Raw genomic sequence first — 24,037 nt, forward strand, 5'->3', positions numbered from 1 at the left:
AAAAAACTGGAATAATAGAAATAAACAGGGAGTTGGAATGTAATATATAATTGTAACTTTTTTTTCAATTAAGAAGTCACAATATATGAGTAGATTAGAAGGAGTTTTAATCATGAAAAGAGTTTTAGTGGTAGTGTTTGCTATCTTATTTGTAGGTTCATTGTATGCCCGTGAGAGTGTTTATGTAATTAGCCCTTCCGCCAAGTTAATGGCTGAACCTAAAATCGCGGGTGCCGGTACTTCTCTGGAAAGAGGAGCAAAATTATCAGTTCTGGCAAAAGAAGGCATGTTTTATAAAGTCAGTCACAACGGAAAAACAGGCTATGTAGCGAAAGTGTTTACATCCAGTCAGGCACCTGCCAAAGAAAAAGCGAGTGTAAATGTTGCTGATTCCGGCTCTCAAACTCCGAGTGCCAGAAAAAGAGCTTCCGGCTTTAGTGAAACGGCTTCTGCGAGGGGTTTAACCGCTACTGAAGAAGCAAGAATTCATGGCTCGGCTAAGGATTATGATTTCATGTCTGTAAACTGGCTTGACGAACAATCAGATAAAATTAATTCAAGCGATACAAACGAATTTACCAGAACTATAAAATAAAAAGAGTGTAAACTTGAGAAAATTTAAATTTATTTTACTGGCAGTAGTTCTTTTCACAGGTTTTAGTTTCTGTTCTTCTTCCGAGGAAAAGGAAGGTTCTCCTGATGAGGCCGTTGTAACCGACGAATTAAAACAGGAAGTGAAAATTGGAAAAGCACTGGCTGCCCGCCTTGTAAAGAAATATGGAATTGTTAAGAATGAAGGTGTTACCCGCTATCTTAACTTAATGGCCAATAGCCTGGGATCCGTTTCCCAAAGACCTAACCTGAAAATGCGTGTGGGAATCCTCGATACCGATGAAGTAAATGCCTTTGCCTGTGGAGGAGGATACGTCCTCGTTACAAAAGGAACTTTAAAAAGGATGAAAAACGAAGCTGAGTTGGCTTTTGTAATGGCACACGAGATGGCGCACATGGTACTCGGTCACTCAGTTAAAGTAAAAAAACAGGGTGGCTTTGTAGAATTCATTGCCAACTTCCTCGGTGGTGGTGGTGCCCTTATGAATATGGCTATAGAACAGGCTTCTGCAGAAATGGAAAAACAGCTTCTGGAAACCGGTCGTTCTAAAGAATACGAATTAGCCGCGGACAGGGATGGACTCATTTTAGCTTCCATTTCTATGACTTATGACTATTCAGCAGGAATTGAATACATTAAACGTTCCGGAGCAGCAGCCTCAAAAGAAGATGAACTGAGAAATAAAACTCACCCTCCCTATTCAGAAAGGGTGGCTCAAATGGAAGGACTCGTGAAAGAACAGGGCCTACCTAAAAGTGGGAAGTTCAACGATGCTCGTTTTCAAAGAGAAATGGCTACTTTATTCAGTGACTCAAGTTCCAAGTAATTTTATTAGACCTTGAAACCAGGTAAGCCTTCATTTTTTCCGGGAAGTAAGCGAGTCACCAACGGCTCGCCTGCAATTTAAAGAAAACTCCTGACTTTTTGAAGGAATACTGTGTTGTCTCAAGGTCTTCTTCTAAATAAGAGGCTTGCTTTTTGAAAATACACAAATATGATTACATTCCAGAACCTGTTCTTATAGGAGAAAGCCTTTATAAGATAGTTCTTCCCCAGCCTTTTTATGCACCGAATAATATCTATCTTATCCTGGATAAAGAACCGGCTCTTATCGATACAGGTTTTATCCTGAGTCTCGGTCAACTCCAAAAAGCTTTATTGAAAATCGGATTGTCTTTACGGGATATTCATCATATTTTTTATACCCACAACCACATTGACCATATCAGTGCAGCACTCAGTCTTCGCAATTATACAAAAGCGAAGCTTTACGGAATGTCGGGAATGTCTACTTTTATCGGCCATTATATTGATCACCTGCACAGGTTTCAAAGAGGAGAAATTCGTCTTTTTTATAAGGCACTCTCTTCTATGGAAGAACGAAAGAAAAAAGTGCAAAAAATTAATAATGCCTGGAAACCCTTTTACTCAGCTTATGAAAAAGATAAAAAAACAAATCCTATTTTAAAAATGGATGTGGAACTGGTGGAAGGAGATGTCATAAACATTGGAGAGAGAGAAATTGGTTTTATCCATACACCCGGACACAATCTCTGGCACTTAAGTCCATACATACTGGGAGAAGGGATTTATTTCACAGGAGATATTGTATTAGAAAACATTTCTTCTATATATGCAGAGATAGACGGTAATTTGAATGAGTATCATAACTCTTTAAATAGGCTTTTAAAACTACCCATTAAAAGACTTCTTCCCGGTCATGGAGAAGAACCCAAGGATCCCAAACGTTCGATTAAGCTTCTTTCCAAAACTCTGCACATACTCGAACGAGGCGTCAGCAGGCGCTTACGTGAGGGTGGAGAATATGATCTGAACGAATTAGCCTGCCTTTCTATGGGAGAGAAGGTAAAGAATAGTCCTTATTTTGTTGTAGCTCTTGCCATTATGCACTCTATCGTTCAAAAACTTATCCAGATAGGTTCTGTTCAAATAAACGAAGTTGACCCTCCCTATGAAAAATATTTCTGGACAGGGTCAATGCAGGATTCAGGAACTTAAGACTTCAAAATAACTTTCCGAATATTGAACTATTAACTTTGCCTTGGCCGGATAACGTTCCAATTCCCTCGGATTCACTATCTTTCGAGCATTCAAGAAATCTCGTTTGGAAGCATTAATGAAGTCGGCCAGTTTTGCACGTTTGGTATAACTTCCATCCCTCATTCCTATCACGCAAATTTTTGCTGCAATAGATGGTTCCATAGCCTTATCTGGATTCTCGACAAGGTCGACTCCCAGTTTCTGTGACCATTCGGCATAATTTGCACGACCGGTTATCTGGACATAGCCACGTCCTTTAAACCTGGCTCCATCACCGGAAGCTTCATCTCCATTCCCGATAATGTTGGCATAAGCCGCATTGGCTCTCTCATCGGAAACTTTTTCCAGCATCAGGTTACCCATATTGGATTCTCTTCTTACAGTACCCAGAACATAGGCGATTTGCCCCGGGTCCGTTACTCCATGAGCTTTACAGGCATTTAGAAGAATTTTTATATGCCCCTTGGATTCTCGAAGTTGAGACGGCATAAAACGGTCGTTATTAGATGTATGATTTTTAGAAGTAGCGTCAACCAGTCGATTCACCAGATCGTCACTAACTACTGTTATTGGTTTATATGATGGTACTGCCATGTTTCCCCCTGTTTTAAGATAGTAAAGCTTCGTAATAGGCTTCTGCAAATTTTACAATCTGTTGATTTTTTCCATTGAGACTTTTATCTTCATTACTTTCCATCCATTTATTCGCATTAGCAAAGTCTCTTTTTGAGCCATTTATATAATCGGCAAGAGTTCCTTTTGAACCAGAAATACTTCCTTCTTTTATGCCCAATATCATAATTTTAGCAGCAATTCGTAGCTCGGCCGCCAGTTCGGGTTTCGTGATGAAATCAAAACCCAACCTTTTACCCCATTTCTCGTAGTCCGACTTGCCATTTAAGCGAATAAATCCTCTTCCCCTGTAACGATAGGCATCACCACTTTCTTGCTCACCATTACCTGATTTACCGGATCTATTTTTATTAGCTTCCTCTTCGGTTATGCTTTCCGTCATCTGATTTCCCAGAAGAGAGGTTCCGTGAGCGATTGCAATAAAAAAAGCTTTCTGAGCTGAATCAGTAATTCCAGCTCCTTCCATTGTATCCAATAAAACTTCAAGGCATTGTTTGGCCCGGGATTGCTGAGAAGCATTGGTAATGTATTTCTTACTTACAGAAAATAATTTTTCAATTGGTGAATTTCCATCATCTCCATCATCATTCAAGTTGGGAATATTGGGTGTAGGTACTGCCATTCCGTGTTCCTTATCTATTACTTTGCTATACAACCTCTTCTTCATGCACTATAGTACGAAAAAGGATATAATTAGGTAAATAATCATACAGGCAAAAATTTTTCAATATTATTCTCTAGAAGGATCGTTTCATTGCCTGTTTTTGAACAAACCAGCTTTTTAAATGAATTTCTACCCTGGCCAAAAACTCTTCCTTAATAAAAGGTTTGGTTAAATAGTCAGTGGCTCCTGATTTGAATATTTCCAGGATTTCAGCCTTGTCTGTAGCAGCCGTGAGAATGATGATAGGCAAACTTTTCAGTTTTTGAATTACCCGTAATCGTCGGCAAAGTTCGGTACCATTCATCTCAGGCATATAAAAATCAGAAATAATAAGGTCTATCGAGCCTGTATTCTTTACCACATAATCAAAAGCTTCCTGTCCATCTTCGACTTCTATAATATTCACATTCGGAGCCAGGAGCAGGTGTTGCACCATCATCCGGTTAATAGCCGAGTCATCCACAATTAAAGCATTTATGGTATCGTATCCCCAGGGGGGATTTTCTATATGGTGAATAAAATTTTGGAGTTCGCTTAAAATATCTTTTTTTAGCAAAAACTCGGTTGCCCCCGCTTGAAACCCATTGATTCTACCTTCAATAGTATCCTGGGACGTAATAAAAGCTATGTTTGCATTTCTACAGGAATAGTAGGGGTCAGATTCCTTTGCTACACGAAGTTTTGAGCAGAGCTGAAATCCGTCTGAGTCAGGCAAATATACCGCCATGGTGATGATGTCCATTTTAAATTTATTACATAACTCTATAGCATAAGCTGCTGTTTCCGATTCAAAAATAGTATATCCTTTTCCCTGTAATTCCCTGGCAATCACAGTTCTGGTTACTTTACTGGGTTCTACAATTAATATATTCATTTTTTCCTGAAAACAAGATAATAAGTTTTCTTAAATCCACAACTTTTTTATGTGTACGTCATGAATCCTACGATTGATAGGTTGAATAAAAAGCTGGGCTTAATAAAAATTCTTTCAGCGAATCCCGGCATGAAGTTAGAGGACCTGGCTCGTTTTACCGGTCATAATGGAATTGATAAACTAAAAAAAGATCTGGGTGAACTTTTTATGGTCGGTTCCTACCCTTATACACCGGCAGATTATATTGAAATTGATTATAATGGAGACAATATTAATATCCACCTCCCTGTTAATCTGGATAGTTCGACTCAGTTAAATATTAGCGAGTGGCTTGTGCTTTTAAAAATTATAGAAAGTGAGTCATCTGAGGCTATTGGTGAAGAAAAAGAAATTTTAGAAGGCATAAAATCCAAAATAAAACAGGTGATTCCCTTTGCAGAATACAGTGAAAATCGAGAGATAAGAAAACAAATTAATCAGGCAATTAAAGAGAGAACCTGTCTATGGATTTCTTATCTGGGTAGGAAAGATATAAAACCCGAAACCCGGAAATTAGAACCCCTGTTTATTTTTCAGCTCGAAAATCAGTATTTGGCCGCATATTGTCATACAAGAAAAGGGATTCGAAATTTCAGGTTAGAGTCCATTATAGAAGCAAAGCCAACTCAGGAAACTTTTACGTTTAAGGCAAATATTGATAACCAGAAATATATTGAGGATTTTAATCGATTTATTCAGGACTCCAGGCAAAATTCAGAGTATGCCGAAATTCTCTTTGATGAAAAAGCCTATTTTCATCTTTCCGGAAAGTTAGATATGGAATTATTGGGTGAGAAAACCTATAGGAACAGGCGACTTCAATCTGCTAAAGTAAAAATTTCAGATTCTCGCTGGTTTCTGAGTACGATTAAAGGTTTCGGTACAGCTGTAATCATTTTATCTCCGGAGAGCCTTCGAACTGCATTTTTAGAGGATGTAAAAAATTTAGCTGTTCCGGGTTTATTATAATGCTTTCTCCTGCTAAAATAAATATAGGCCTGGAAGTGCCCTTTAAGAGAGAGGATGGGTTTCACGAGATTTACAGTATCTTCACGAAGATAAACTGGGGAGATGAGATTGAGTTCGAAAGAACTTCTTCTTCGGGAGAGTTTCTTTTAGAATCCAGAAACGAGCTGATAAAAGAAAAAAAGCAGAGCTTCGAGGAAGTATCCGAAAGAGGGGATCTTACCAAAAATATTTTATATAAAGCCTATGAAAGAGCTCTAAGTTTTTCTCCTGATATTCCCGGCTTAAGAGTGAAACTGATTAAGCGTATCCCAACCGGTGGAGGTCTGGGAGGAGGAAGTTCAAATGCGGCTATGCTACTCAAGGTATTGTTCAAAGGTACAGATTGGGAGTTTTCGGAGAGCTTAAATGGTCTCGCAGCCGGTATCGGTTCCGATGTTCCATTTTTTCTCAGAGAAGAGCCGGCTTTCGTTTACGGAAGAGGAGAAAAGTTTTATTCCATAAAACTTGCCTCCGGACAGGGGGTTTTAGGAATTCCACCTGTAGAAATCAACACAAAAGAAGCTTACAATTATTTAAAAAAGCCTTTACAAAAAACTACCATAACTGAACCATGGAATTTCCTTACAGGGGAGCTTTCTCAGGCATTAAGGCTGGGAGATTGGCACGTTTTGCAACGCTTTCTTGTGAATGACTTCGAGGAGTTTGCCTTCAAGCAGTTTCCTTTATTAAAAAGTCTAAAGGAAGATTTCTATTCTCTGGGTTGCTCTTTTGCATCCATGACCGGTTCAGGTTCCTGTTTTTTTGGCCTGCTCAGGAGAGAAGAGGAATCGGCGAAAGTTCAAAACGGACTTATTGCCAAATACCCTGGGTATGACTTTATACCTTTTAGTTTTTAAAATTGGGCTGTAGCCAAGTGGTAAGGCAGCTGGTTTTGGTCCAGCCATCCCTAGGTTCGAATCCTAGCAGCCCAGCCAGTTTTATACATTTTTGGTATTCATAACTTGGATTCAACAAACACTAATATATGCGCTGTCATTCTCGCCGCTGGAAAAGGAACGAGGATGAAGTCCGAGCATCCAAAGGTAGCTACAAAGCTAAACGGAAAACCTCTCATTCATTATGTCATCGAAAGCCTTCGAAAAGCCGGGGTTCAAAGGATTTGCGTGATCGTGGGCTATAAAAAAGAAGAGGTTATGCAAATTTGTTCTTCCTTTACAGGACTTGAGTTTGTTGAGCAAAAAGAGCAACTCGGAACCGGCCATGCTCTTTTATGTGCAGAAAGTCTGTTAAAAGATTTTCAGGGTCAGCTTTTAGTCGCCTGTGGAGACACCCCTTTAATTCATTATACTTCTTTTAAAAATTTATTAGATACTGCTCGCAAAGAAGAGCAATTTGCAACAGTCTTATCTGCAAGAATTGAGAAACCGGATGGTTATGGTAGAATTATACGCAATTCAGATAGGGAGCTTTTAGCTATTATTGAGCATAAGGATGCAAAACCGGAAGAACTGAAGGTAGATGAGATCAATACCGGAACCTATGTATTCCGCTCACCTGAAGTTTTTTCTACCTTAAAACGGGTAGGAACAGAAAACGCACAGGGAGAATACTACCTTCCCGATGTTATAAAAATATATGTATCAGAATCTAAAAAGTGTGGTGCCGTTCAATTGGAAAATGCAGTAGAAAGTTCAGGAATTAATTCCGTTCAGGATCTGGAGACTATTGAGTCTCTTATAAAAAGTAGACAGGTGGTAGTATGAGAGGAGATATGGCTATTTTTTCAGGGAGTTCGAATGTCCCCCTGACAGATGAGATCTGCGATCATCTCCGCATCCGACCGGGAAAAATTACCAAGAAGAAGTTTTCTGATGGCGAAATCTATATCAAAATAGATGAAAATGTCAGAGGAAGAGATGTTTTTGTCGTTCAATCCATCAGCAATCCGGCAAATGATAACCTGATTGAGCTTTTACTCATTCTGGACGCTTTCCGAAGAGCCTCAGCCAGAAGAGTTACAACCGTAATTCCGTATTATGGATATGGTAGACAGGACAGAAAAGTTGAACCGAGAGTTCCCATTTCAGCACGGGTAGTTGCCGATTTAATCGAAACTCTGGGTCCTGATAGGGTTCTTACTATGGACCTGCACGCCGATCAGATCCAGGGTTTTTTCAATATCCCTGTAGACCACCTTTTCTTTTCAGCCGTATTAACAGAATATCTTCTTTCAAAAGACTTAAAGGATCTCGTAATTGTTTCTCCTGATTCAGGTGGGGCAGAAAGAGCGAGATTTTTAGGAAAAAAAGTGAATGGAAGCCTCGCAATTATAGATAAAAGACGTCCAAAACCCAATGTATCGGAAGTTATGAATATTATTGGGGACGTAAAAGGAAAAAATTGTATCCTGCTCGATGATATGATTGACACAGCGGGCACTATTACAAAAGCTGCTAAAGCACTCCAAGAACATGGTGCAAAATCTGTAATGTGCTGTGCCACACATGGAGTTCTTTCCGGAGAAGCCGTTGAAAGGTTGAATAGTATAGAGCTTGATGAACTCATTTTATCTAATACAATTCATCATTCGGAAAAGAAAAATATAAGAAATTTTACGAAGCTTTCTGTTGCCCCGCTTTTCGCAAAGGCAATAGAACGAATTCACAATGAAGAATCAATAAGTTCATTATTCGTTTAGGGTTTGCAAACTATGAGTGATTTAACAATAAAAGCGCAAAAAAGAACAGAAACAGGAAAGAACGCCAATAACCGGTTAACGGCCAGCGGAAGAATTCCTGTAAATATTATTGGAAGCGGACAATCCGCTCTGGCCAGTGTAGATAGAAAAGACGTTATCCACCTTTTAAACACGGGGGTTCGTCCGGCTACTCTGATAGATCTGGATCTGGAAGGAGAAAATGTTAGAGTTTTCGTTCAGGAGATTCAGAGAACTCCGGGTAGCAATGAAATTCGTCACATTGATTTTTTTAAAGTGACTCCGGGGAAAAAAGTAAAAACTAAAGTTGGAATCGTAACAACCGGTTCCCCAAAAGGTGTGAAAGCAGGTGGTCGTTTCGAACACATTATTCATGAACTTAAGGTGAAAACAACTCCGGAAGACCTGAAAGATGTAATTGAAGTAGATGTCAGCGATCTTGGTGTAGGAGATAGCATTAAAATTAAAGATCTACCCATTCCCCAATCCTGGGATATTCTTTTAAAAGGAAATCCGATTGTTACCTCAGTGAACATCACTAAGGCTCTTATTGCCCAGGAAAGAGCAGCAAGGGAAGCAGCGACAAAAGAAACCGGAGCAAAAAAAGGAAAAGGTAAGTAACATTACCTTTTCAGGGGTGATATTTGGCGGCTCCTTCAAATAAATCAACAGATATTAAACTCATTGTTGGCCTTGGAAATCCGGGTGAGAAGTATTATAATAACCGGATTAACATTGGCTTCAAAGTTCTGGATGTTATTGCCAATAACATCAATGTGGAAATAAAGACCAAAAAGAAAAAATCCATGATAGGGAGGGGTTTCTTTGAAGGAGATGAAGTAGTTCTCCTCAAACCCCAGACCTTTAGCAATCTATCGGGTGAATCGGTTCTCTATATTGCCTCCTTTTTAAAAATAAAGGTGCATAATATTGTTGTAATCCATGAAGATGTTACCCTTCCTCTGGGACAAATTGTAGTCGAAAAGGGGAATCTAGAAAATAAGCACCCCGGAATTAAATCAATCGCTCAATCTCTTCGATCCAATAATTTTATCTGTATTCGTATTGGTATCCGAAATGATAGCTTTAAACTTGCAAATCTTGATAAATTTTTACAGGAAGATTTTCTTCCTCTGGAAAATTTAAAGCTTATAGACATAATTAATGATTCAGAAGCTGCTATACGTTCTATCAGTATTGGTGACATTGAGGAAGTTATAGAAAAATATAGACTATAATGATCCGGAATAAGGGAATCATCATTTTATCTTGCAAGAATTATATGCCTTAAAAAACTAAACTTAGTGAGAAAGCCGTCTTATGAATAAAAATGTAAAGTATGTACTCTGGATTCTAGCTTTCCTTCTTGTTTTACTTATAGCTTTTAATCCACCGGGTAATATGAAAGGTCGAGTTGACGAAATAACCTATTCGCAATTCCTGAATATGCTCAAATCCAAACCCGGTCAGGAACCTATTGGAGAAATCGTAACGGAAAGTGGTAAATCTCCCCTTAAAAAACAGCTTATTATTGAAAGGGAGCAGATAGAAGGCTGGTATAAACCTAAAGGTTCTGAAAAAGTGATCCGTTTTAAAACCATAATCGCCCCTATTCATACTGATTTAACCCAGAAACTTTTGGAATCTAATATAGAATTCCAGGCCAAGTCAAACGAAGAAAATCGCTTCATTAGTATTTTAATGAATATTATCCCCTGGATTCTGGTGATTCTGGTTATCTGGTTTATCATGATCCGCCAGTTGCAGTCAACGGGGAATAAGGCCTTCAGCTTTGGAAAAAGCCGGGCAAAGATGAACGCAGATACAAAAGTGAAGGTTACTTTTAATGATGTGGCCGGTTGTGATGAAGCCAAGCATGAACTCACCGAGATGATTGACTTTTTAAAAGATCCGAAAAAGTTTCAGGCTATTGGAGCAAGAATTCCCAAAGGTGTACTTTTAGTCGGACCTCCCGGAACCGGTAAGACCCTTCTGGCAAAAGCTGTAGCGGGAGAAGCCGGAGTTCCATTTTTAAATATATCCGGTTCGGATTTCGTGGAAATGTTTGTAGGGGTGGGTGCCTCAAGAGTACGAGATCTTTTCGATCAGGGGAAAAAACATGCTCCCTGTATTATATTTATTGATGAAATAGATGCAGTAGGACGACTCAGGGGAGCCGGTCTGGGTGGAGGTCACGACGAACGTGAACAAACGCTAAACCAGATGCTGGTAGAAATGGATGGTTTTGAACCCAATGAAAGCATTATCGTAATTGCCGCCACCAACCGAGCCGACGTACTCGATCCGGCCCTACTTCGTCCGGGTCGCTTTGATAGGCAAGTAGTAGTTGATCTTCCGGATGTAAAAGGAAGAGAGGAGATTTTAAAAGTTCATACAAAAAAAGTGCCTCTTACCAGTGATATATCCCTGGAATCCATTGCAAGGGGAACACCCGGTTTTACAGGAGCCGATCTGGCGAATCTTGTCAATGAGGCCGCTTTGCTTTCTGCCCGGAAAAATAAAAAGAGAGTAACCCAGGAAGAACTGGAAGAAGCCAGAGATAAGGTAATGATGGGACCGGAAAGACGTTCTTTCTTCATCACCGAAAAAGAGAAGGAAGTAATCGCTTACCACGAGGCCGGACATGCCATTTTGGCTACTCTTTTGGAGCATACAGAACCCATTCATAAAGTGACCATTATCCCGAGGGGAAGGGCTCTGGGTCTAACTCAGTCTCTTCCGGAAGAAGAAAAGCATATTCATCCCAAACATTACTGGCTGGATCAAATTACCATGGCGATGGGAGGCTATATTGCCGAGGATTATTTTTTCGGAAACCCTTCCACCGGCTCAAGCAATGACATTTTACAGGCAACTAATATTGCCAGGAGAATGGTTTGTGATTGGGGAATGTCAGACAAACTTGGAACCGTTAATTATAATTCCAGTCATGATCAGGTATTTTTAGGCCGGGATATGTATGGTGGAAATAAATTCTACAGCGAAGAATTTGCAGCGATGATCGACGAAGAGGTGAAATCGATTATTGACTCCTCTCTAAACCGAGGTAGAACCCTTATCAAAGATAATAAGGAAATGTTAAAAGAGCTGGCAAGTTTACTTCTAAGTAAGGAAACAGTTACCCGGGAAGAGTTAGAGAATATAGTTGAAAAACTTTCTAGTTCTCCTCCTCCGCCAAAAGCTACCAAAAAAAGAGCAACTAAGAAGAAAGTGGCAACTTCTTAACCAGCAAATTGCAAGCGAACCACCGAGTTCGCCTGCTTCCCTGAAAAATTGAGCAGATACGAGTCTGCCGGAGAAATAAACTTTTTTTAGAAAAGATTGCTTGTTTTTTATTCACATAAAATTATAATTTAATAATTATAAGTGAAAGATGAGTAAACCAGTGAATTCGGAAAGCATCCCTTCATCCAGTAAAGATTTTAATCGATTTACTACTGATATTAACGGTGTATTATCTTTTCATCTGTCCACTCTCGACAATATCAAAATTTTAATTAATACGAACAGTGTAAGTAATGCAGGAAGAGAAATCATCGATACGCATTACTATGATTTAATGAATCCAATAAAGAGGATCGAATCTGCTTTTTCGAAATTTATTAAACCGATTTCTACTCAAAGCTTTCAACATGAAATCGAGAAGCAAAGTTATGAACTTTTTCCTGATAGTGAACCCGATGAAAATCAGATTAGCTATATTAAAGTAAAGGTTTTTTTTGAGTGGGTTTCTTCTTTTGCAAGGATTACCACAGAATCCTGGACTCTACTAAAACAGCTCTTTCAAATTTTAGCGGCCTATCCCGAAACCAAGACAATTCATGATAAAATTAACAATTTGTATATTTCAAAGATCGAAATTCTTCAGAAAGATACTCTCGCCTTTTTAGAAAGGATAAAAGCTCATTATAATGGAACGATAGTGGGAGCTTCTCAAAAGGATCCTGAGTATTTAGTGAGTAATCTCATTTATAATGAATTATATAATTATGATTTAAACAAACTTTTCTTGCCTACCAATGTGAGAGAAACCCCCGTATCTTCTAATACAGATGATATAATCGAGCAGTTAAAAAACAACGTAATGGAAAGGAGAACCGGTCAGGAGCAAAATTTAACCCGGACTCCCCGTTCCGCAGAAATTAAAAAAGAAAAATCAGGTGAGTTTTATTATACCGAAGTTATCGGAAGCAAAGACTGGAATCGTAAAGATGCCTATATTCTTTATGTGAGTGTCCCTGTTTTAAAAGAAGAAGAGAGTAAGTTTTATAATTCAAGTTTCATCTCTCTAAACCCTAATGAAAATATCAACTTAAACCTGGCAGCTGCCCTCGTGAGACAAAATAGTGGTTATTCAAATGCACTTAAATATCAAAAGATGATCCAAACCCTCATCAATTTTGCTGTGGAGAGTTTATTTTCTAAAGACTTTATAGATATTTGTAATGATACCCAGAGTTTTCTTTATCATATTGGCCCTATCGTTCTGTATCAGATTATACAGGAGGATCTTCAACGGAGAGAATTTGGTCATTGCTACTATGTTGAGAAAAATGCGGTCATAAAACTTTTCCCGGAAAATATGATAAAGAAAATGGTAATTGATTACTGGTCAGAAACCTTTCAGGAGATAAAACCGGATCAGGTGGATTCCTATATGAACTATTCCAAAGGGATACAGGGAGTAAAATCTTCTTATGCTTATTTTTTTGAGAAAGCAGCTGCAACAAGGAAAAGAGGCTATAATGATAGTCTCAGTATGGAAGATTATCTTAAGAGCAATGCAGGGAAGTTTTTTGGATACAGAAGAACGCAAGTTTATCGAAGATTCGTTTCGGATAATGTTTTCGGTCTTATGCCGGAAGTAAATTCAACCGAGCTCCTTAAAAAGTTTTTTGATAAGTAATATTTATTTTCTCAGCATAACCGTATTTCTCGGTTTGTATCTATACAAGAAAAACTGCAAATAGGAAATTTCTATAGCCCCGTGTGAATCATTAAAAAAAATGACACTTGATGAGTACGCAAGTCGAAGAAATTGTTTTAGATAAATTGAGTTTATTTACTCAGGAAATCAATGAATTAAGAAAAGAGATCAAGTCTTCTATAGGGATAAAAGATTATAAGCATCTTCTAAAAATTGAATGGTGGGGAAGAATCTGTGCGATACTGGGTTATGCTACTGCCTGGATTATACCGAATCCGATATCAGCTTTTTTTATCAGCACCGGCAATTTTGCCCGCTGGACTATGATCACCCATCATATTTCTCACAGGGCTTATGATACGATAGAAGGAGTTCCAAATCGTTATAAAAGTAAATTTTATGCAAGTGGTTTCCGAAGATACTTCGATTGGTTGGACTGGATGCACCCCAAAGCCTGGGATTATGAACATAATTTTTTACATCATTATCATACAGGCGAGATTAAAGATCCGGACTTAGTAGAATATAATTTAGAATTTTTACGGAAATCAAGATTACCCTTATTTATAAAATATATCATTATCTTATTTTTCGTTTTGACCTGGAAATATACCTATTATACACCGAATACCCTGATGGAACTTCAGAGAAAACGCTTAAAAGAGGAACATCGAAAAAATCCGGACTTTCCCTATGAATCTGAAATGGGAAAAGTTGCTCATATCTGGAATCTTTTTTTTCCGGTTCATAAATACGCAGTAGAAGTCTGGATTAAATGCGTCTTACCTTATATAATATTACGTTTTGGTTTTATTCCTTTATTGTTTTTGCCTCTCGGAGAAAGTGCTTACTTTGCGGTCCTAATCAATTCGCTTATCGCTGAATGCATGGCGAATGTTCATTCCTTTATCATTATTGCTTCCAATCATGCGGGAGAGGATCTATATCGTTTTGACGAGAAGTTTAAAAATAAACAGGAATTTTATCTCAGGCAGGTGATTACTTCCTGTAATTATAAAACCGGGAATGATGTATTAAATTTTATGCAGGGTTATTTAAATTTTCAAATTGAACACCACTTATTTCCGGATGTTCCCATGCTAAAATATAAAGAGTATCAGCCCAGAGTAAAAGCTATTTGCGAAAAATATAATATCCCCTACAAACAGGAAAGTTTCTCAAAACGTTTAAGGAAGATGTTAGACATAGCTGTAGGAAAAAGTAGTATGAAACGGGTAAAAACAATGGAATGGGTATAAAATAATTTAAAAAAATTATCCGGAAAATAGAAAAAAATCTTGTCACTATTTTTAAAAGGAAACAAACTGGTGCAGATTAAAACTTTTGGAGGAAGTATGAAAAAAATTATAGGTCTTAGTATCGCCGCTGCGGTTGCAGCTACTATTGCATGTTCAGGTGGAGGCTATGGCGCTCCTTCTGGTTCGATAATGCAAAATACTACATTGAACCTTACAAAAATGGAAACTGAAACTCCGGTAGGAGCTAAGTCTGGAGAAGCCTGCGCAACAGGATACCTTGGAATCGTGTCTTTTGGAGACGCTGGTATTAAAGCTGCTGCTGCAAAAGGTGGAATTACTAAAGTTTATTCCATAGACTATAAAAATGATAACCTTTTAGGTTCCGTAGTTCAATCTACCTGTACAATCGTACACGGCGACTAATACTTATCCGGATACTCAGGTTCTGCCTGAGTATCCTTCGCTTAGCTAATTCTACTCGCTATTTTCATTCTTATTAATAAAACTTTTCTTAATATTATCTATCTATGAAGCGTTTGTTCTATTTACCATTTCTAATCTATTGTTTAAGTTTTGTTCTGTTTGCTGAAGAAAAAAATCCTAAAGAGAGCTGGAGAAAAGAAAGTTTTCAATATTTTCTTAAAATGGTTCCCTCTTTATCGGAAAACCAAATTAAATCAGCAAAAGTGCAACTGGTAACGGTAAGCCCCGGAATAACCGTTACCACAGCTTTCGGTCATTCAGCTATTCGGGTTATCCTCGGAAAAGAATTTTCTAAGGAAGATTTCTATATCGATTTTGGAGAATACGAACCTTCTATTTCGTTTCTCTACAGTCTCCTAAAAGGTAATGCCAAATTTTTTGTAAATGTTCTACCCATGGAATCAGCACATAACGCCTGGGATTCTTCAGGTAGAGGAATGCTTGTCTCTGATCTGAATCTAAATGCCGAACAAAAAAAGAAATTCTTTCAGACGGTTTTAAAGAAGATCGAAGACAATAAGGAAGGTTATGAATACAATAATTTCACCAATAATTGTGTTACTTTTTCTCGCGATTTATTGGGAGAAGCCTTCGGAAAGCGAATTGAGTTAAAAGAGGTAAGTGATAAAACTAATACCTGGAGAAAACGGGTTTTACCTTATTCTAATCAGATTGTTTGGTTGCGTATTAATGAAAAGCTTTTGTTTGATAGGGATACAGATAAAATTCGGGATAAACATGATCTCATTTATTTACCCCTGGATCTTTACGAAGCCTTAAAGGATAATAAGTTTTTAAGCGGAGATAAAGTCTTGATTCAGGATAGATGGGGAACTCAATCCACTTTAGATATCAGCGGTAAAATGGGATTTATCCTGTTTATATTTGCTGTTTTGACTCAGCTTCCCATAAAAAGACTCTCCTCTTATGAAAGAACCGGTCGTATACTATTTGGTCTGATGTCCGGTTTGGGAGGACTTGTCGCCACATTTGTCTGGATTTTTACTACTTTTGATTTTATGGACGAAACCCTAATGGTTCTTGTATTCACTCCCTTTGATTTTATACTCGTAAAGCGTTTGCAATCTTCCAAACCGCTGCTGTATTATTCCGGTCTGCGTCTCGGACTTTTATTTTTGGCTTTGGTCCTTCGCTTTACAACTTACCCGCAAAATATTGATACTTCTCTCTTTTTCTCAATTCTGTTTTTTGCAGGTGTATTTTATAAGTCATTTATCTCAAACAAAACACCTCAGTCCGCATGAAATCCCTATTTACTTTATTTTTGATTTTCTTTAGTTCCTGCCATGTAGATAAGAAGTTAGAAGTAAATACAAGTGCTGTTCGAAAAGTTTCCTGTAAAGAAAATCTCTACCACATCTCCAATCTTTGCGAAGATGAAAAAGAGTATCTCAATTGGGCAGCCAGTCTAAAAGAGTATCCTCTTCTTTCTGATTTGAATCGGGAGGTTTTACAGAAAATCACAAAAGACAGTTTGGATGTGGATAAAGCCACAGCTCTTTTTTATCATAGGGTCACAGAAGAACCTTTAAATAAAAGCTTTCTTAGCTATATTGAAAAAAAAGAAATGGAATACATAGAAAAAATTCCGAACTATTCCGAAGAAAAAGTCCTACTGGCAGTAGTCCCCGGCATGTTCTATAAAGATAATCCTAATGTAGGAGCTGATGGTAAGGTTCTTAGAAATATAGCAAAAGAAATAGGTTTACTAGAAGAACTCATACAAATAGATCAGACCGGAACTCTGGAACAAAACGCAGAGACAATTTGTAACTTCATTAAAAATGAGAACAAGTCTAAAGGAATAATCCTTGCTTCAGTCAGCAAGGGAAGTAGTGATATTAAAGCTGCATTTAAAAAATGTGGTTCAGAAACTTACTTTCAAAAAGTCCAGGCCTGGTATAATATTGGAGGTCTCAATAAAGGAAGTAAGGGAATCAAAGTCGTTACCGATGACTTCTGGAAGAATATGGAAGGTCGGCTTTATTTCTGGTGGCATGGCTATAACTGGCAGGGTTTTTTGGACATGAGTTCTGAGAATAAGATTCTACAAGAACCCATGCAGAAACCACAGCATTTATTATTAGTTAATGTGATAGGCACTCCTTTTTTTAGACATGTATCAGAACGTGCAAAACCCTATTACATAAATCTTATACAATATGGACCGAATGATGGAATCACTTTATTAGCAGATAGCTATGTTTCAGGAAGTGTTACATATTGTGCTTTTCGAAATGATCATTACTTTCTATGGCCGATTGCGAAGCAACGAATCCAGGCTATATTTAGTTACATACTGGAGAAGAAGTTCTGTAAAAGTAAAAACTCATGTACTTCCTTTAAACCTGCTGAGAAGAATGAAAGCCTATGAACCGTAGAGAATTTTTAAAAAAAGCTCTTTTGTTTACAGGAGGTCTGGGACTCGGCTCTTATTCAACAGGTCTGGGCTATTCCTACTTTGCAAATTCCGAATATAAGAAACTCTTTCCGGAGGTTCCTGAAAACAAGGTTAAGCTTCCTTCCAACGATAAAACAGTCTGTATTATTGGCGGAGGTCTTGCCGGCATACAGGCAGCCTGTGAGCTTTCCGATAGAGGCTTTAAAGTCATTGTAATAGAAAAAACGAATTATGCTCTGGGTAAATTAAAAGCCTGGAGAGATACAAATTTTGCCTCAAAGTATTTCGGCAAGGAAGGGTACAGCCGAGAACACGGTCTTCACGGGATCTGGGGTTTTTATAAAAATTTACGGGAGTTTTTAGGTCGACATAAAATTCCTCTGAATATTACCCATGAAAACGATTCTTTTTATTTTTTAGTTTCTAACCGTGGAATACAGAATAAAATTCGGTACCCGAGCTGGCCTGTTCCTTTTGATAGATTCCAGATGCTATCGAGGGGCAATTTGTATATTCCTTCCAGAGAAAATATTCGGATTCCGGAAGAGGGACAACTAAGCTCTTTAAAAGCTGCTACTAAAATGTGGGGATTTGATTATCTGGATAAGGAACAGAGATTCTATCTGGATAGTATTAGCTTTTATGATTGGGCAAAGAAACTGGGTGTAGGAAATGAATTTATCAAGCATTATTACGATGGAATTGCCGAAATGGGATATTTTATGCTCAGCAAAGAATGTTCGGCTATTGCTATTGCAAATTTCATAAAACTTGGAAGTTTACCTGCCGATTCCCGTGTAGATTATTATAAGTATCCAATAGACAAAACTTTGATTGAACCACTTTTAGCTCATATTAAAAATAATGGGGGGGAAATTCATTATCAGCAGGAAGTAACGAGTGTTCGTAAAGAAAATGGAAAAATTCTTTCTGTTAATACTAATGAGCATATACAGGGAAAGAGAGTAAAGCGTTGCAGGGTCTGTGGTAATATCATGGGACCGGGAGAGTATGAACACTGCCCATTTTGTGGGGCTCATCCCTCTATGTTAGATCTACTGAATCCGGATGAATCCCATGTAAAAACTTTCCTGGCTGATTACTTTATCAACGCAACAGATATTCGGGGAGCCAGAGATTTAATTTTAAGAGTTAATTTAGAAGAAGAATATTTCCAAAAAATAAAGGATTTAAGTACAGCTTCCATACTCTGCGTCAATTTGCTCTATGAAAATTCGGATGCATGGTCAAAGCGTTTTCCTCCCGGTTCGGATTATAGTACAGCGAATTTTATGCCTACAGGCTTTGAATTTATAGGCTTTACTTCGAACTGGTCGGTTCGACAGATGCCGTTTTTAAAAGAAAGACATGCGGAGTTGATAGAAGTGCAGGTGGCAAAAGTTGAAGCCTTCAGGAATAAATCCTATAAAGAGATTGCTAAAATCATCCATGAAGAATTGAAAAAAGTTCTTCCTGACTTGAAGGATTTTTCTGAATTTTATATTAATCACTGGGATACTTACACAGGACATAGAGTGGGTGATGAGAAAAATAGACCTCAAATACAATCACCTATTGAAAACCTTTTATTCATCGGAGACTGGGTGAGTCTTCCACATCATGCCGTATTTATGGAAAGAACCAATGTGGCTGCAAAGATGGTAACAAATACCTTGTTAGACAAAATCGGAGAAAAAAAAGGTAAAATACAAATCCTTCGTTCCGGAACCCCGGATTGGCAAATTGATGCACTCGGTCTTATTACATCCGTTAAAGCGTAAGAGGTTTTATGAGTTGGATATTAACAGATTTATCAAGTCCTGTAAATATTATCAGATTCACAGGTTTTTTCATTCTTGGATTAATTGTTTTTTATTTAGAATATTCTAAAAGGTTTCAATTACAATACAGTAAGTTTAGAGGACAGGGGAATTTCCCTACACGAAGAGGGATGGTAATCATTTATACTGTACCTATCATTACCTACCTCTTTGTCTATTATTCTTCGGGGCATCCAAATAGTTTATACCATATTTCTCTTTGTATTTTTGTATGCTTCCACTTTTTAAAACGGGTTTTGGAAGCTATCTTCCTTCACAAATACTCAGGAAATATGGGGCTTTTAAGCCTTGGACTGATTACCTATGTATATTCGGCTGCTGCCTATACAATCGCGGAACCTGTTAATCGACTTGTAAAATCTGAGCAAATAAATCTTACATCAGCTTTGCTTCTGGGTGGATTTATTTTTATAGCAGGACAGATAATAAATTTATATCATCATATAATACTGGCCGGACTACGAAAGGGAGATAGTAAAGACTATGTAGTCCCGCAAACAGGACTTTTTTCTTATGTTGTCTGTCCCCATTATACAGGAGAATTGCTTTCCTGGTTGGGTATAGCGATTTCCTCCTGCTTTGTAGAAATCTACCTTATATTCTGGATCATGTTTTCCTATCTTCTCGCCAGGAGTATCAATACAAAAAAATGGTATGTGGAAAAGTTTCCGGATTTTCCTAAAAGTAGAAAATTTCTATTTCCATATATTCTATAATTCTAAAAATCAAAGTTTACTATCGGCAGAATAGGTATCCGATTTTCTTTAGCAATATTTAATATTCCAATCTGCAACTTTGCTTTACCTTTGGAGTAGTTAATTACTCCGAGCTGCCAGCCTTTTGAACTTTCAGCCCGATTGAGAAAACCAAATTGTAAGCTAAGACTAACTCCGGCAAGGTTAACTCCTCCAAATTGCATTCCATTCATATTAGCACCTGTTCGGTTAATAAGCCCCAGTTGTAAACCGGAAGAGTCTTTTGCAGAATAGTTAAAGCTGGAAAGTTGCATAAGTCCTTCAAAATTTTCCTTAGAATAATTTAATAGTGGAGCCAGTTGTATTCCTCTGTGAACTCCATTATTCATATTCGCTACTAAAAGAGACATTTGTAGGCCGGAATGTTCTCCATTATTCACATTCATAAGTCCCCCTACCTGCATACCTTTAAAATCCATCTCATTTATATTAATAAAAGTGCCCCATTGGAATCCGGAAAAGTTACCAAAGTTTTTATTGACACTTACCAGACTCAGACCGAGACCTATCTGAGCTCCGGTAAAATCTTCCGTGTTCCAGTTACCAATTAATCCGAGTTGAAAGGCTTTTGCTTTTGTACTTATATTAAATAGGCTTAGTTGTAAACCTGTCAGCTCCCCTCCCCCTATATTAATAAAACCTAACTGTGTTCCCCGAATAATAGATGGACGGGTACTTTTGTCGGAAAGTTCGGGTACTGCATTTCTATTGATTCCACCGAGACCAAAACCAAAAAGGTCTCTATTCTGTCCGTAAATCATATTGAATTGAAAATATTTGGGAGTACCTGTATCATTGATAGAAATAGGTTGGAAAAAGCTAAAACCAAATCGTTCACTTATAGGAGAAGGATTTGGACTGAAGTTTTTTTCTCCTTCCCATAAAATTGAGGTTTCTGAAATATTAAAAGAAAAAGATATATCTTCCTGCTTTTTTTTAACCCGGATGACTCTTTCCCTTATCATTCCATCTTTCTTTACCCGGATATGATACTCTTCGTTTCGCTTTAAAGTAAATTCTTTCGGACTTAGACCTTCCTGTTTTTTATAGTTTAACCAGATTTCAGCTCCTTCCGGTTCTGTTTTTATCTGAAAACTCTCCTGTTTTATTGAATTATCTGCATCATCACCTATTTCTTCTTTTTGATTCGAATGACTTAAATTTTGAACCAGTTTCGAAGAAGCTCTTCCCAGTTCTTCTTCGGTTTTTGCTTCCCCTCGATTGGAATGAACGACTTCCTTCTTTTGTATATCAATAAGCCTTGCCATTAAAAAATAAGAGGAACCAAGTTTTCTTAGAGAACCTGTGAGAACATAATCTGCATTTTCTTTTTCTCCTGCCTTTAAGCCGCAATCTAATTCAAAACAAGCTGCCTGTTTATTTCGGGGTTTTATGAGCTTATAAGAACTCTTGGATTCAAAATCTAAGTGAACAAACTCATTCACGATTATAGCTTCTTTGGAAAGAGAAGCCTCGGAAACAAAAGGAAGAATAAGAAGGGTCTTGTCTTTAGAGAATAAGCCTGTTGAAAATAGAAAACCAAAAAAAAGAAGAAATAGCTTCATAATTTTCCATATTTATCGTATAGAAAAATAAAACAGCTATTTTCTTCTTTTTTTTTACTGAGACCTCATTTTTTCCGGGAATAAAAACTCCGGATTTTATTGAGGGAAATACCCTATAAAGAAAACAAGAAATCCTCGTTGTTTATGGATTTAATTTTGTACTTACAAATAGATCCTGAGTTCCGGTTTTCGTTTGTGATTCAAGATCGGTATTTGTAAATCCGCAGGTATAGATAATACCACTCGCATCCCGATAAAGTGTTCTTCCTTCCACAACCTTGTTTGTAACTCCCAGTTGCTGGCTCCATTGCTTGGTGCCATTGGTATCAAATTTCACGACAAATGCATCCATGAGTCCTGTCTTGCTGCCAATCCCTCCACGTCCGGCTGCATAACTATTGCCACTGGAATCCACAACAACTCCATAACTGAAAGTTTGAATCCCGGTCAGCCCTTCCTGCTTAACCCATTGGAACGTACCACTGGTATCATACTTGGCTACAAACATATCATTATTCCCTACCTTGGTATTACCGGCAAATGCTGCATTCACCTCACCTGATATATAAATATTATTATTTGAATCGATATCAAGTCCCCAGGGATTAGCTTGACCTCCGTTAGCTCCCAACATCTTCGTCCATTGTTTCGTACCGGTACTATTATATTTCATAATAAAAGTGTCATAACTTCCGGTAAGTGCAACACCATCTAAAACTCCACTTGTAAAACCGATTATATAAACATTACCACCCCAGTCCAGGACTATATTTCTGCCGGTACTATATACATCCAAAGTATATTGGTCTGCCCAAACTTTTGTTCCATTGCTATCATATTTGGCTACTATAAATTTCTCACCTAATCCGGCTGCAGTTTTGTATAAACTTCCAGTTGTGCTTCCGGTTATATAGATGTTATTGTTAGAATCTACTTTAATTCCCATACCAGAAGTTTCTCTGGAAGCAACTCCAACTAACCTCGTCCATTGCTTATTGCCATCACTATCAAATTTTATTATAAACATATCTGTAGAACCAGTACGCGTAATACTATCCAGATCTCCATTCGTTCTTCCTACTATGTATATATTATTACTTGAATCGGTAGTTATATTGAAAGGATAAGTAGCTGCACTTGTTACACCCATTTGCTTTGTCCATTTTTTTGTTCCAAGAGCATCGTATTTAACAACAAATAGATCATAAGATCCTGCCTGAGAATTTCCATCCAGACCCTTATCTGTCCTCCCTGTTACATATATATTTCCATTTGTATCACCTATAATTCCAAACGCTTCCACTGTTCCTGATGCAACACCGGTTAATCTAGTCCATGGACTTGCACAAGATATGTTTACATTGGTAACGTCGGCACTTGCAGTTCCGCTGCTACTGGTCACGCTACAGAGTAAACCTGTTGGATTTGTTTTTACGGTTACGGAGTAAACACCTGTCACTTTAGTGTTAAAGCTAAACGAAGTGCTATTTGCAGCTACTGTCAGGCTATCTGCTGCACTATTCTGTAAAACGAGACCACTGGCAGTTAGTCCGGATATGCTTCCACCTATGCTGTAAGTCGGGTTTGCAATGGTGATACTAATGGTAGCGGTTGTGCTACCTCCGCTATTCGTTGCAGTTATAGTGTAACTTGTGGCCGCCTGTGAAGCAGTGGGAGTACCACTGAGTGCACAGGAACTACTATCAATCGAAATACCCGCAGGCAATGTGGGTGACGCTGTACAGGAAGTTACAGTGCCGGTAAATACGGGTGTTTGCGTAGTAATCGCTATATCTTTTGTAAAACTAAATGGACTTCCACTATAAGTCAAGCCGGAAGGTGCTGCTGTTCCTGATCCTGTACCAGTCCCTGTGGCTGTACCAGTTCCTGTTCCAGTGCTTGTGCCAGTTCCGGTTCCACTTGAACCTGCCTGAGAACTTTGCAATACTTGAAGAGCAACACCACATTCTAATACTGCGCCTTTTCGGTCATTGGTTTTACCCTGAATATGGTCATACCAGTTTAGCTGGTTTTGTTGCAAGGCACCTACACAGGGAAGTCCGCTTTTCTTCTTGCTGCTTCCACAATCGGATAGAAAAAATAATCCTAATAGAATAGGAATAATTAAGGTTCTCATTACTAAATCCTTCAATGTTAAATAATAATTTATGAGTTCTCTCCTGAGACAGAAGTAA

General features: G+C 38.0%; 22 protein-coding genes and 1 tRNA gene. 18 read left to right on the forward strand and 5 right to left on the reverse strand.

Annotated features, from left to right (window positions below; all coding sequences use genetic code 11):
- Positions 1-112 precede the first annotated feature (112 nt).
- From H7A25_20090 to H7A25_20100, 3 genes are all read left to right on the forward strand, one after another.
- Positions 113-595 carry a hypothetical protein gene (locus H7A25_20090; GenBank protein ID MCP5502210.1) on the forward strand — a complete coding sequence of 161 codons (483 nt, stop codon included), beginning with the start codon at positions 113-115 and terminating at the stop codon, positions 593-595.
- Positions 596-608: 13 nt separating this feature from the next.
- The gene (locus H7A25_20095) at positions 609-1,439 is read left to right on the forward strand and encodes a M48 family metalloprotease (GenBank protein ID MCP5502211.1); all 831 of its coding nucleotides are present in this window, start codon (positions 609-611) and stop codon (positions 1,437-1,439) included.
- Positions 1,440-1,591: 152 nt separating this feature from the next.
- The gene (locus tag H7A25_20100) at positions 1,592-2,632 is read left to right on the forward strand and encodes an MBL fold metallo-hydrolase (GenBank protein MCP5502212.1); all 1,041 of its coding nucleotides are present in this window, start codon (positions 1,592-1,594) and stop codon (positions 2,630-2,632) included.
- Here H7A25_20100 and H7A25_20105 read toward each other — a convergent pair.
- From H7A25_20105 to H7A25_20115, 3 genes are all read right to left on the reverse strand, one after another.
- Positions 2,621-3,268, reverse strand: a complete 648-nt coding sequence (locus tag H7A25_20105) for a hypothetical protein (protein MCP5502213.1) — start codon at positions 3,266-3,268, stop codon at positions 2,621-2,623. The two genes, H7A25_20100 and H7A25_20105, sit on opposite strands and share 12 nt — an antisense overlap.
- 13 nt (positions 3,269-3,281) lie before the next feature.
- A complete protein-coding gene (locus H7A25_20110) occupies positions 3,282-3,974 on the reverse strand; it encodes a hypothetical protein (protein ID MCP5502214.1) in 693 nt (230 codons plus the stop codon).
- Positions 3,975-4,044: 70 nt separating this feature from the next.
- Positions 4,045-4,845: a response regulator gene (locus H7A25_20115; protein ID MCP5502215.1), complete on the reverse strand. Its 801-nt coding sequence runs from the start codon at positions 4,843-4,845 to the stop codon at positions 4,045-4,047.
- A gap of 60 nt (positions 4,846-4,905) precedes the next feature.
- Between H7A25_20115 and H7A25_20120 the strand changes: the two genes are divergently transcribed.
- The 15 genes from H7A25_20120 (at position 4,906) to H7A25_20190 (ending at position 20,238) form a co-directional block, all read left to right on the forward strand.
- Positions 4,906-5,853 (forward strand): WYL domain-containing protein, encoded by a 948-nt coding sequence (locus tag H7A25_20120; GenBank protein MCP5502216.1) that lies wholly within the window; start codon positions 4,906-4,908, stop codon positions 5,851-5,853.
- Positions 5,853-6,749 carry a 4-(cytidine 5'-diphospho)-2-C-methyl-D-erythritol kinase gene (ispE, locus tag H7A25_20125; protein MCP5502217.1) on the forward strand — a complete coding sequence of 299 codons (897 nt, stop codon included), beginning with the start codon at positions 5,853-5,855 and terminating at the stop codon, positions 6,747-6,749. Before H7A25_20120 ends, ispE begins: the two co-directional genes overlap by 1 nt.
- A gap of 3 nt (positions 6,750-6,752) precedes the next feature.
- Positions 6,753-6,827 (forward strand) — tRNA-Gln (locus H7A25_20130).
- Positions 6,828-6,854: 27 nt separating this feature from the next.
- Positions 6,855-7,616 (forward strand): NTP transferase domain-containing protein, encoded by a 762-nt coding sequence (locus H7A25_20135; protein MCP5502218.1) that lies wholly within the window; start codon positions 6,855-6,857, stop codon positions 7,614-7,616.
- Positions 7,613-8,551 carry a ribose-phosphate pyrophosphokinase gene (locus H7A25_20140; protein ID MCP5502219.1) on the forward strand — a complete coding sequence of 313 codons (939 nt, stop codon included), beginning with the start codon at positions 7,613-7,615 and terminating at the stop codon, positions 8,549-8,551. The genes H7A25_20135 and H7A25_20140 overlap by 4 nt, the downstream gene beginning before the upstream one ends.
- 12 nt (positions 8,552-8,563) lie before the next feature.
- Positions 8,564-9,190 carry a 50S ribosomal protein L25 gene (locus H7A25_20145; GenBank protein ID MCP5502220.1) on the forward strand — a complete coding sequence of 209 codons (627 nt, stop codon included), beginning with the start codon at positions 8,564-8,566 and terminating at the stop codon, positions 9,188-9,190.
- A 53-nt stretch (positions 9,191-9,243) separates the two neighbouring features.
- Positions 9,244-9,807, forward strand: a complete 564-nt coding sequence (locus H7A25_20150; GenBank protein MCP5502221.1) for an aminoacyl-tRNA hydrolase — start codon at positions 9,244-9,246, stop codon at positions 9,805-9,807.
- Positions 9,808-9,889: 82 nt separating this feature from the next.
- A complete protein-coding gene (locus H7A25_20155; protein MCP5502222.1) occupies positions 9,890-11,815 on the forward strand; it encodes an ATP-dependent metallopeptidase FtsH/Yme1/Tma family protein in 1,926 nt (641 codons plus the stop codon).
- 148 nt (positions 11,816-11,963) lie between these two features.
- Positions 11,964-13,496 (forward strand): hypothetical protein, encoded by a 1,533-nt coding sequence (locus H7A25_20160; protein MCP5502223.1) that lies wholly within the window; start codon positions 11,964-11,966, stop codon positions 13,494-13,496.
- Positions 13,497-13,606: 110 nt separating this feature from the next.
- Complete coding sequence (locus H7A25_20165) at positions 13,607-14,776, forward strand: fatty acid desaturase (GenBank protein ID MCP5502224.1); 1,170 nt, start codon at positions 13,607-13,609, stop codon at positions 14,774-14,776.
- 96 nt (positions 14,777-14,872) lie between these two features.
- Positions 14,873-15,199 carry a TRL-like family protein gene (locus H7A25_20170; GenBank protein MCP5502225.1) on the forward strand — a complete coding sequence of 109 codons (327 nt, stop codon included), beginning with the start codon at positions 14,873-14,875 and terminating at the stop codon, positions 15,197-15,199.
- A 104-nt stretch (positions 15,200-15,303) separates the two neighbouring features.
- Positions 15,304-16,524 (forward strand): DUF4105 domain-containing protein, encoded by a 1,221-nt coding sequence (locus tag H7A25_20175; GenBank protein ID MCP5502226.1) that lies wholly within the window; start codon positions 15,304-15,306, stop codon positions 16,522-16,524.
- Positions 16,521-17,654, forward strand: a complete 1,134-nt coding sequence (locus tag H7A25_20180; GenBank protein MCP5502227.1) for a hypothetical protein — start codon at positions 16,521-16,523, stop codon at positions 17,652-17,654. Before H7A25_20175 ends, H7A25_20180 begins: the two co-directional genes overlap by 4 nt.
- Complete coding sequence (locus H7A25_20185) at positions 17,651-19,462, forward strand: FAD-dependent oxidoreductase (GenBank protein MCP5502228.1); 1,812 nt, start codon at positions 17,651-17,653, stop codon at positions 19,460-19,462. Before H7A25_20180 ends, H7A25_20185 begins: the two co-directional genes overlap by 4 nt.
- An 8-nt stretch (positions 19,463-19,470) precedes the next feature.
- Positions 19,471-20,238, forward strand: a complete 768-nt coding sequence (locus tag H7A25_20190; protein MCP5502229.1) for a DUF1295 domain-containing protein — start codon at positions 19,471-19,473, stop codon at positions 20,236-20,238.
- 2 nt (positions 20,239-20,240) lie between these two features.
- Here H7A25_20190 and H7A25_20195 read toward each other — a convergent pair whose 3' ends face one another.
- Both H7A25_20195 and H7A25_20200 read right to left on the reverse strand, forming a co-directional pair.
- Positions 20,241-21,842, reverse strand: coding sequence for a hypothetical protein (locus H7A25_20195; GenBank protein ID MCP5502230.1), 1,602 nt, complete (start codon positions 21,840-21,842; stop codon positions 20,241-20,243).
- A gap of 142 nt (positions 21,843-21,984) precedes the next feature.
- Complete coding sequence (locus H7A25_20200; protein MCP5502231.1) at positions 21,985-23,979, reverse strand: SBBP repeat-containing protein; 1,995 nt, start codon at positions 23,977-23,979, stop codon at positions 21,985-21,987.
- Positions 23,980-24,037: the final 58 nt, after the last annotated feature.

The sequence above is a fragment of the Leptospiraceae bacterium genome (assembly GCA_024233835.1).
In the GTDB taxonomy this organism is placed as follows: Bacteria; Spirochaetota; Leptospiria; order Leptospirales; family Leptospiraceae; genus JACKPC01.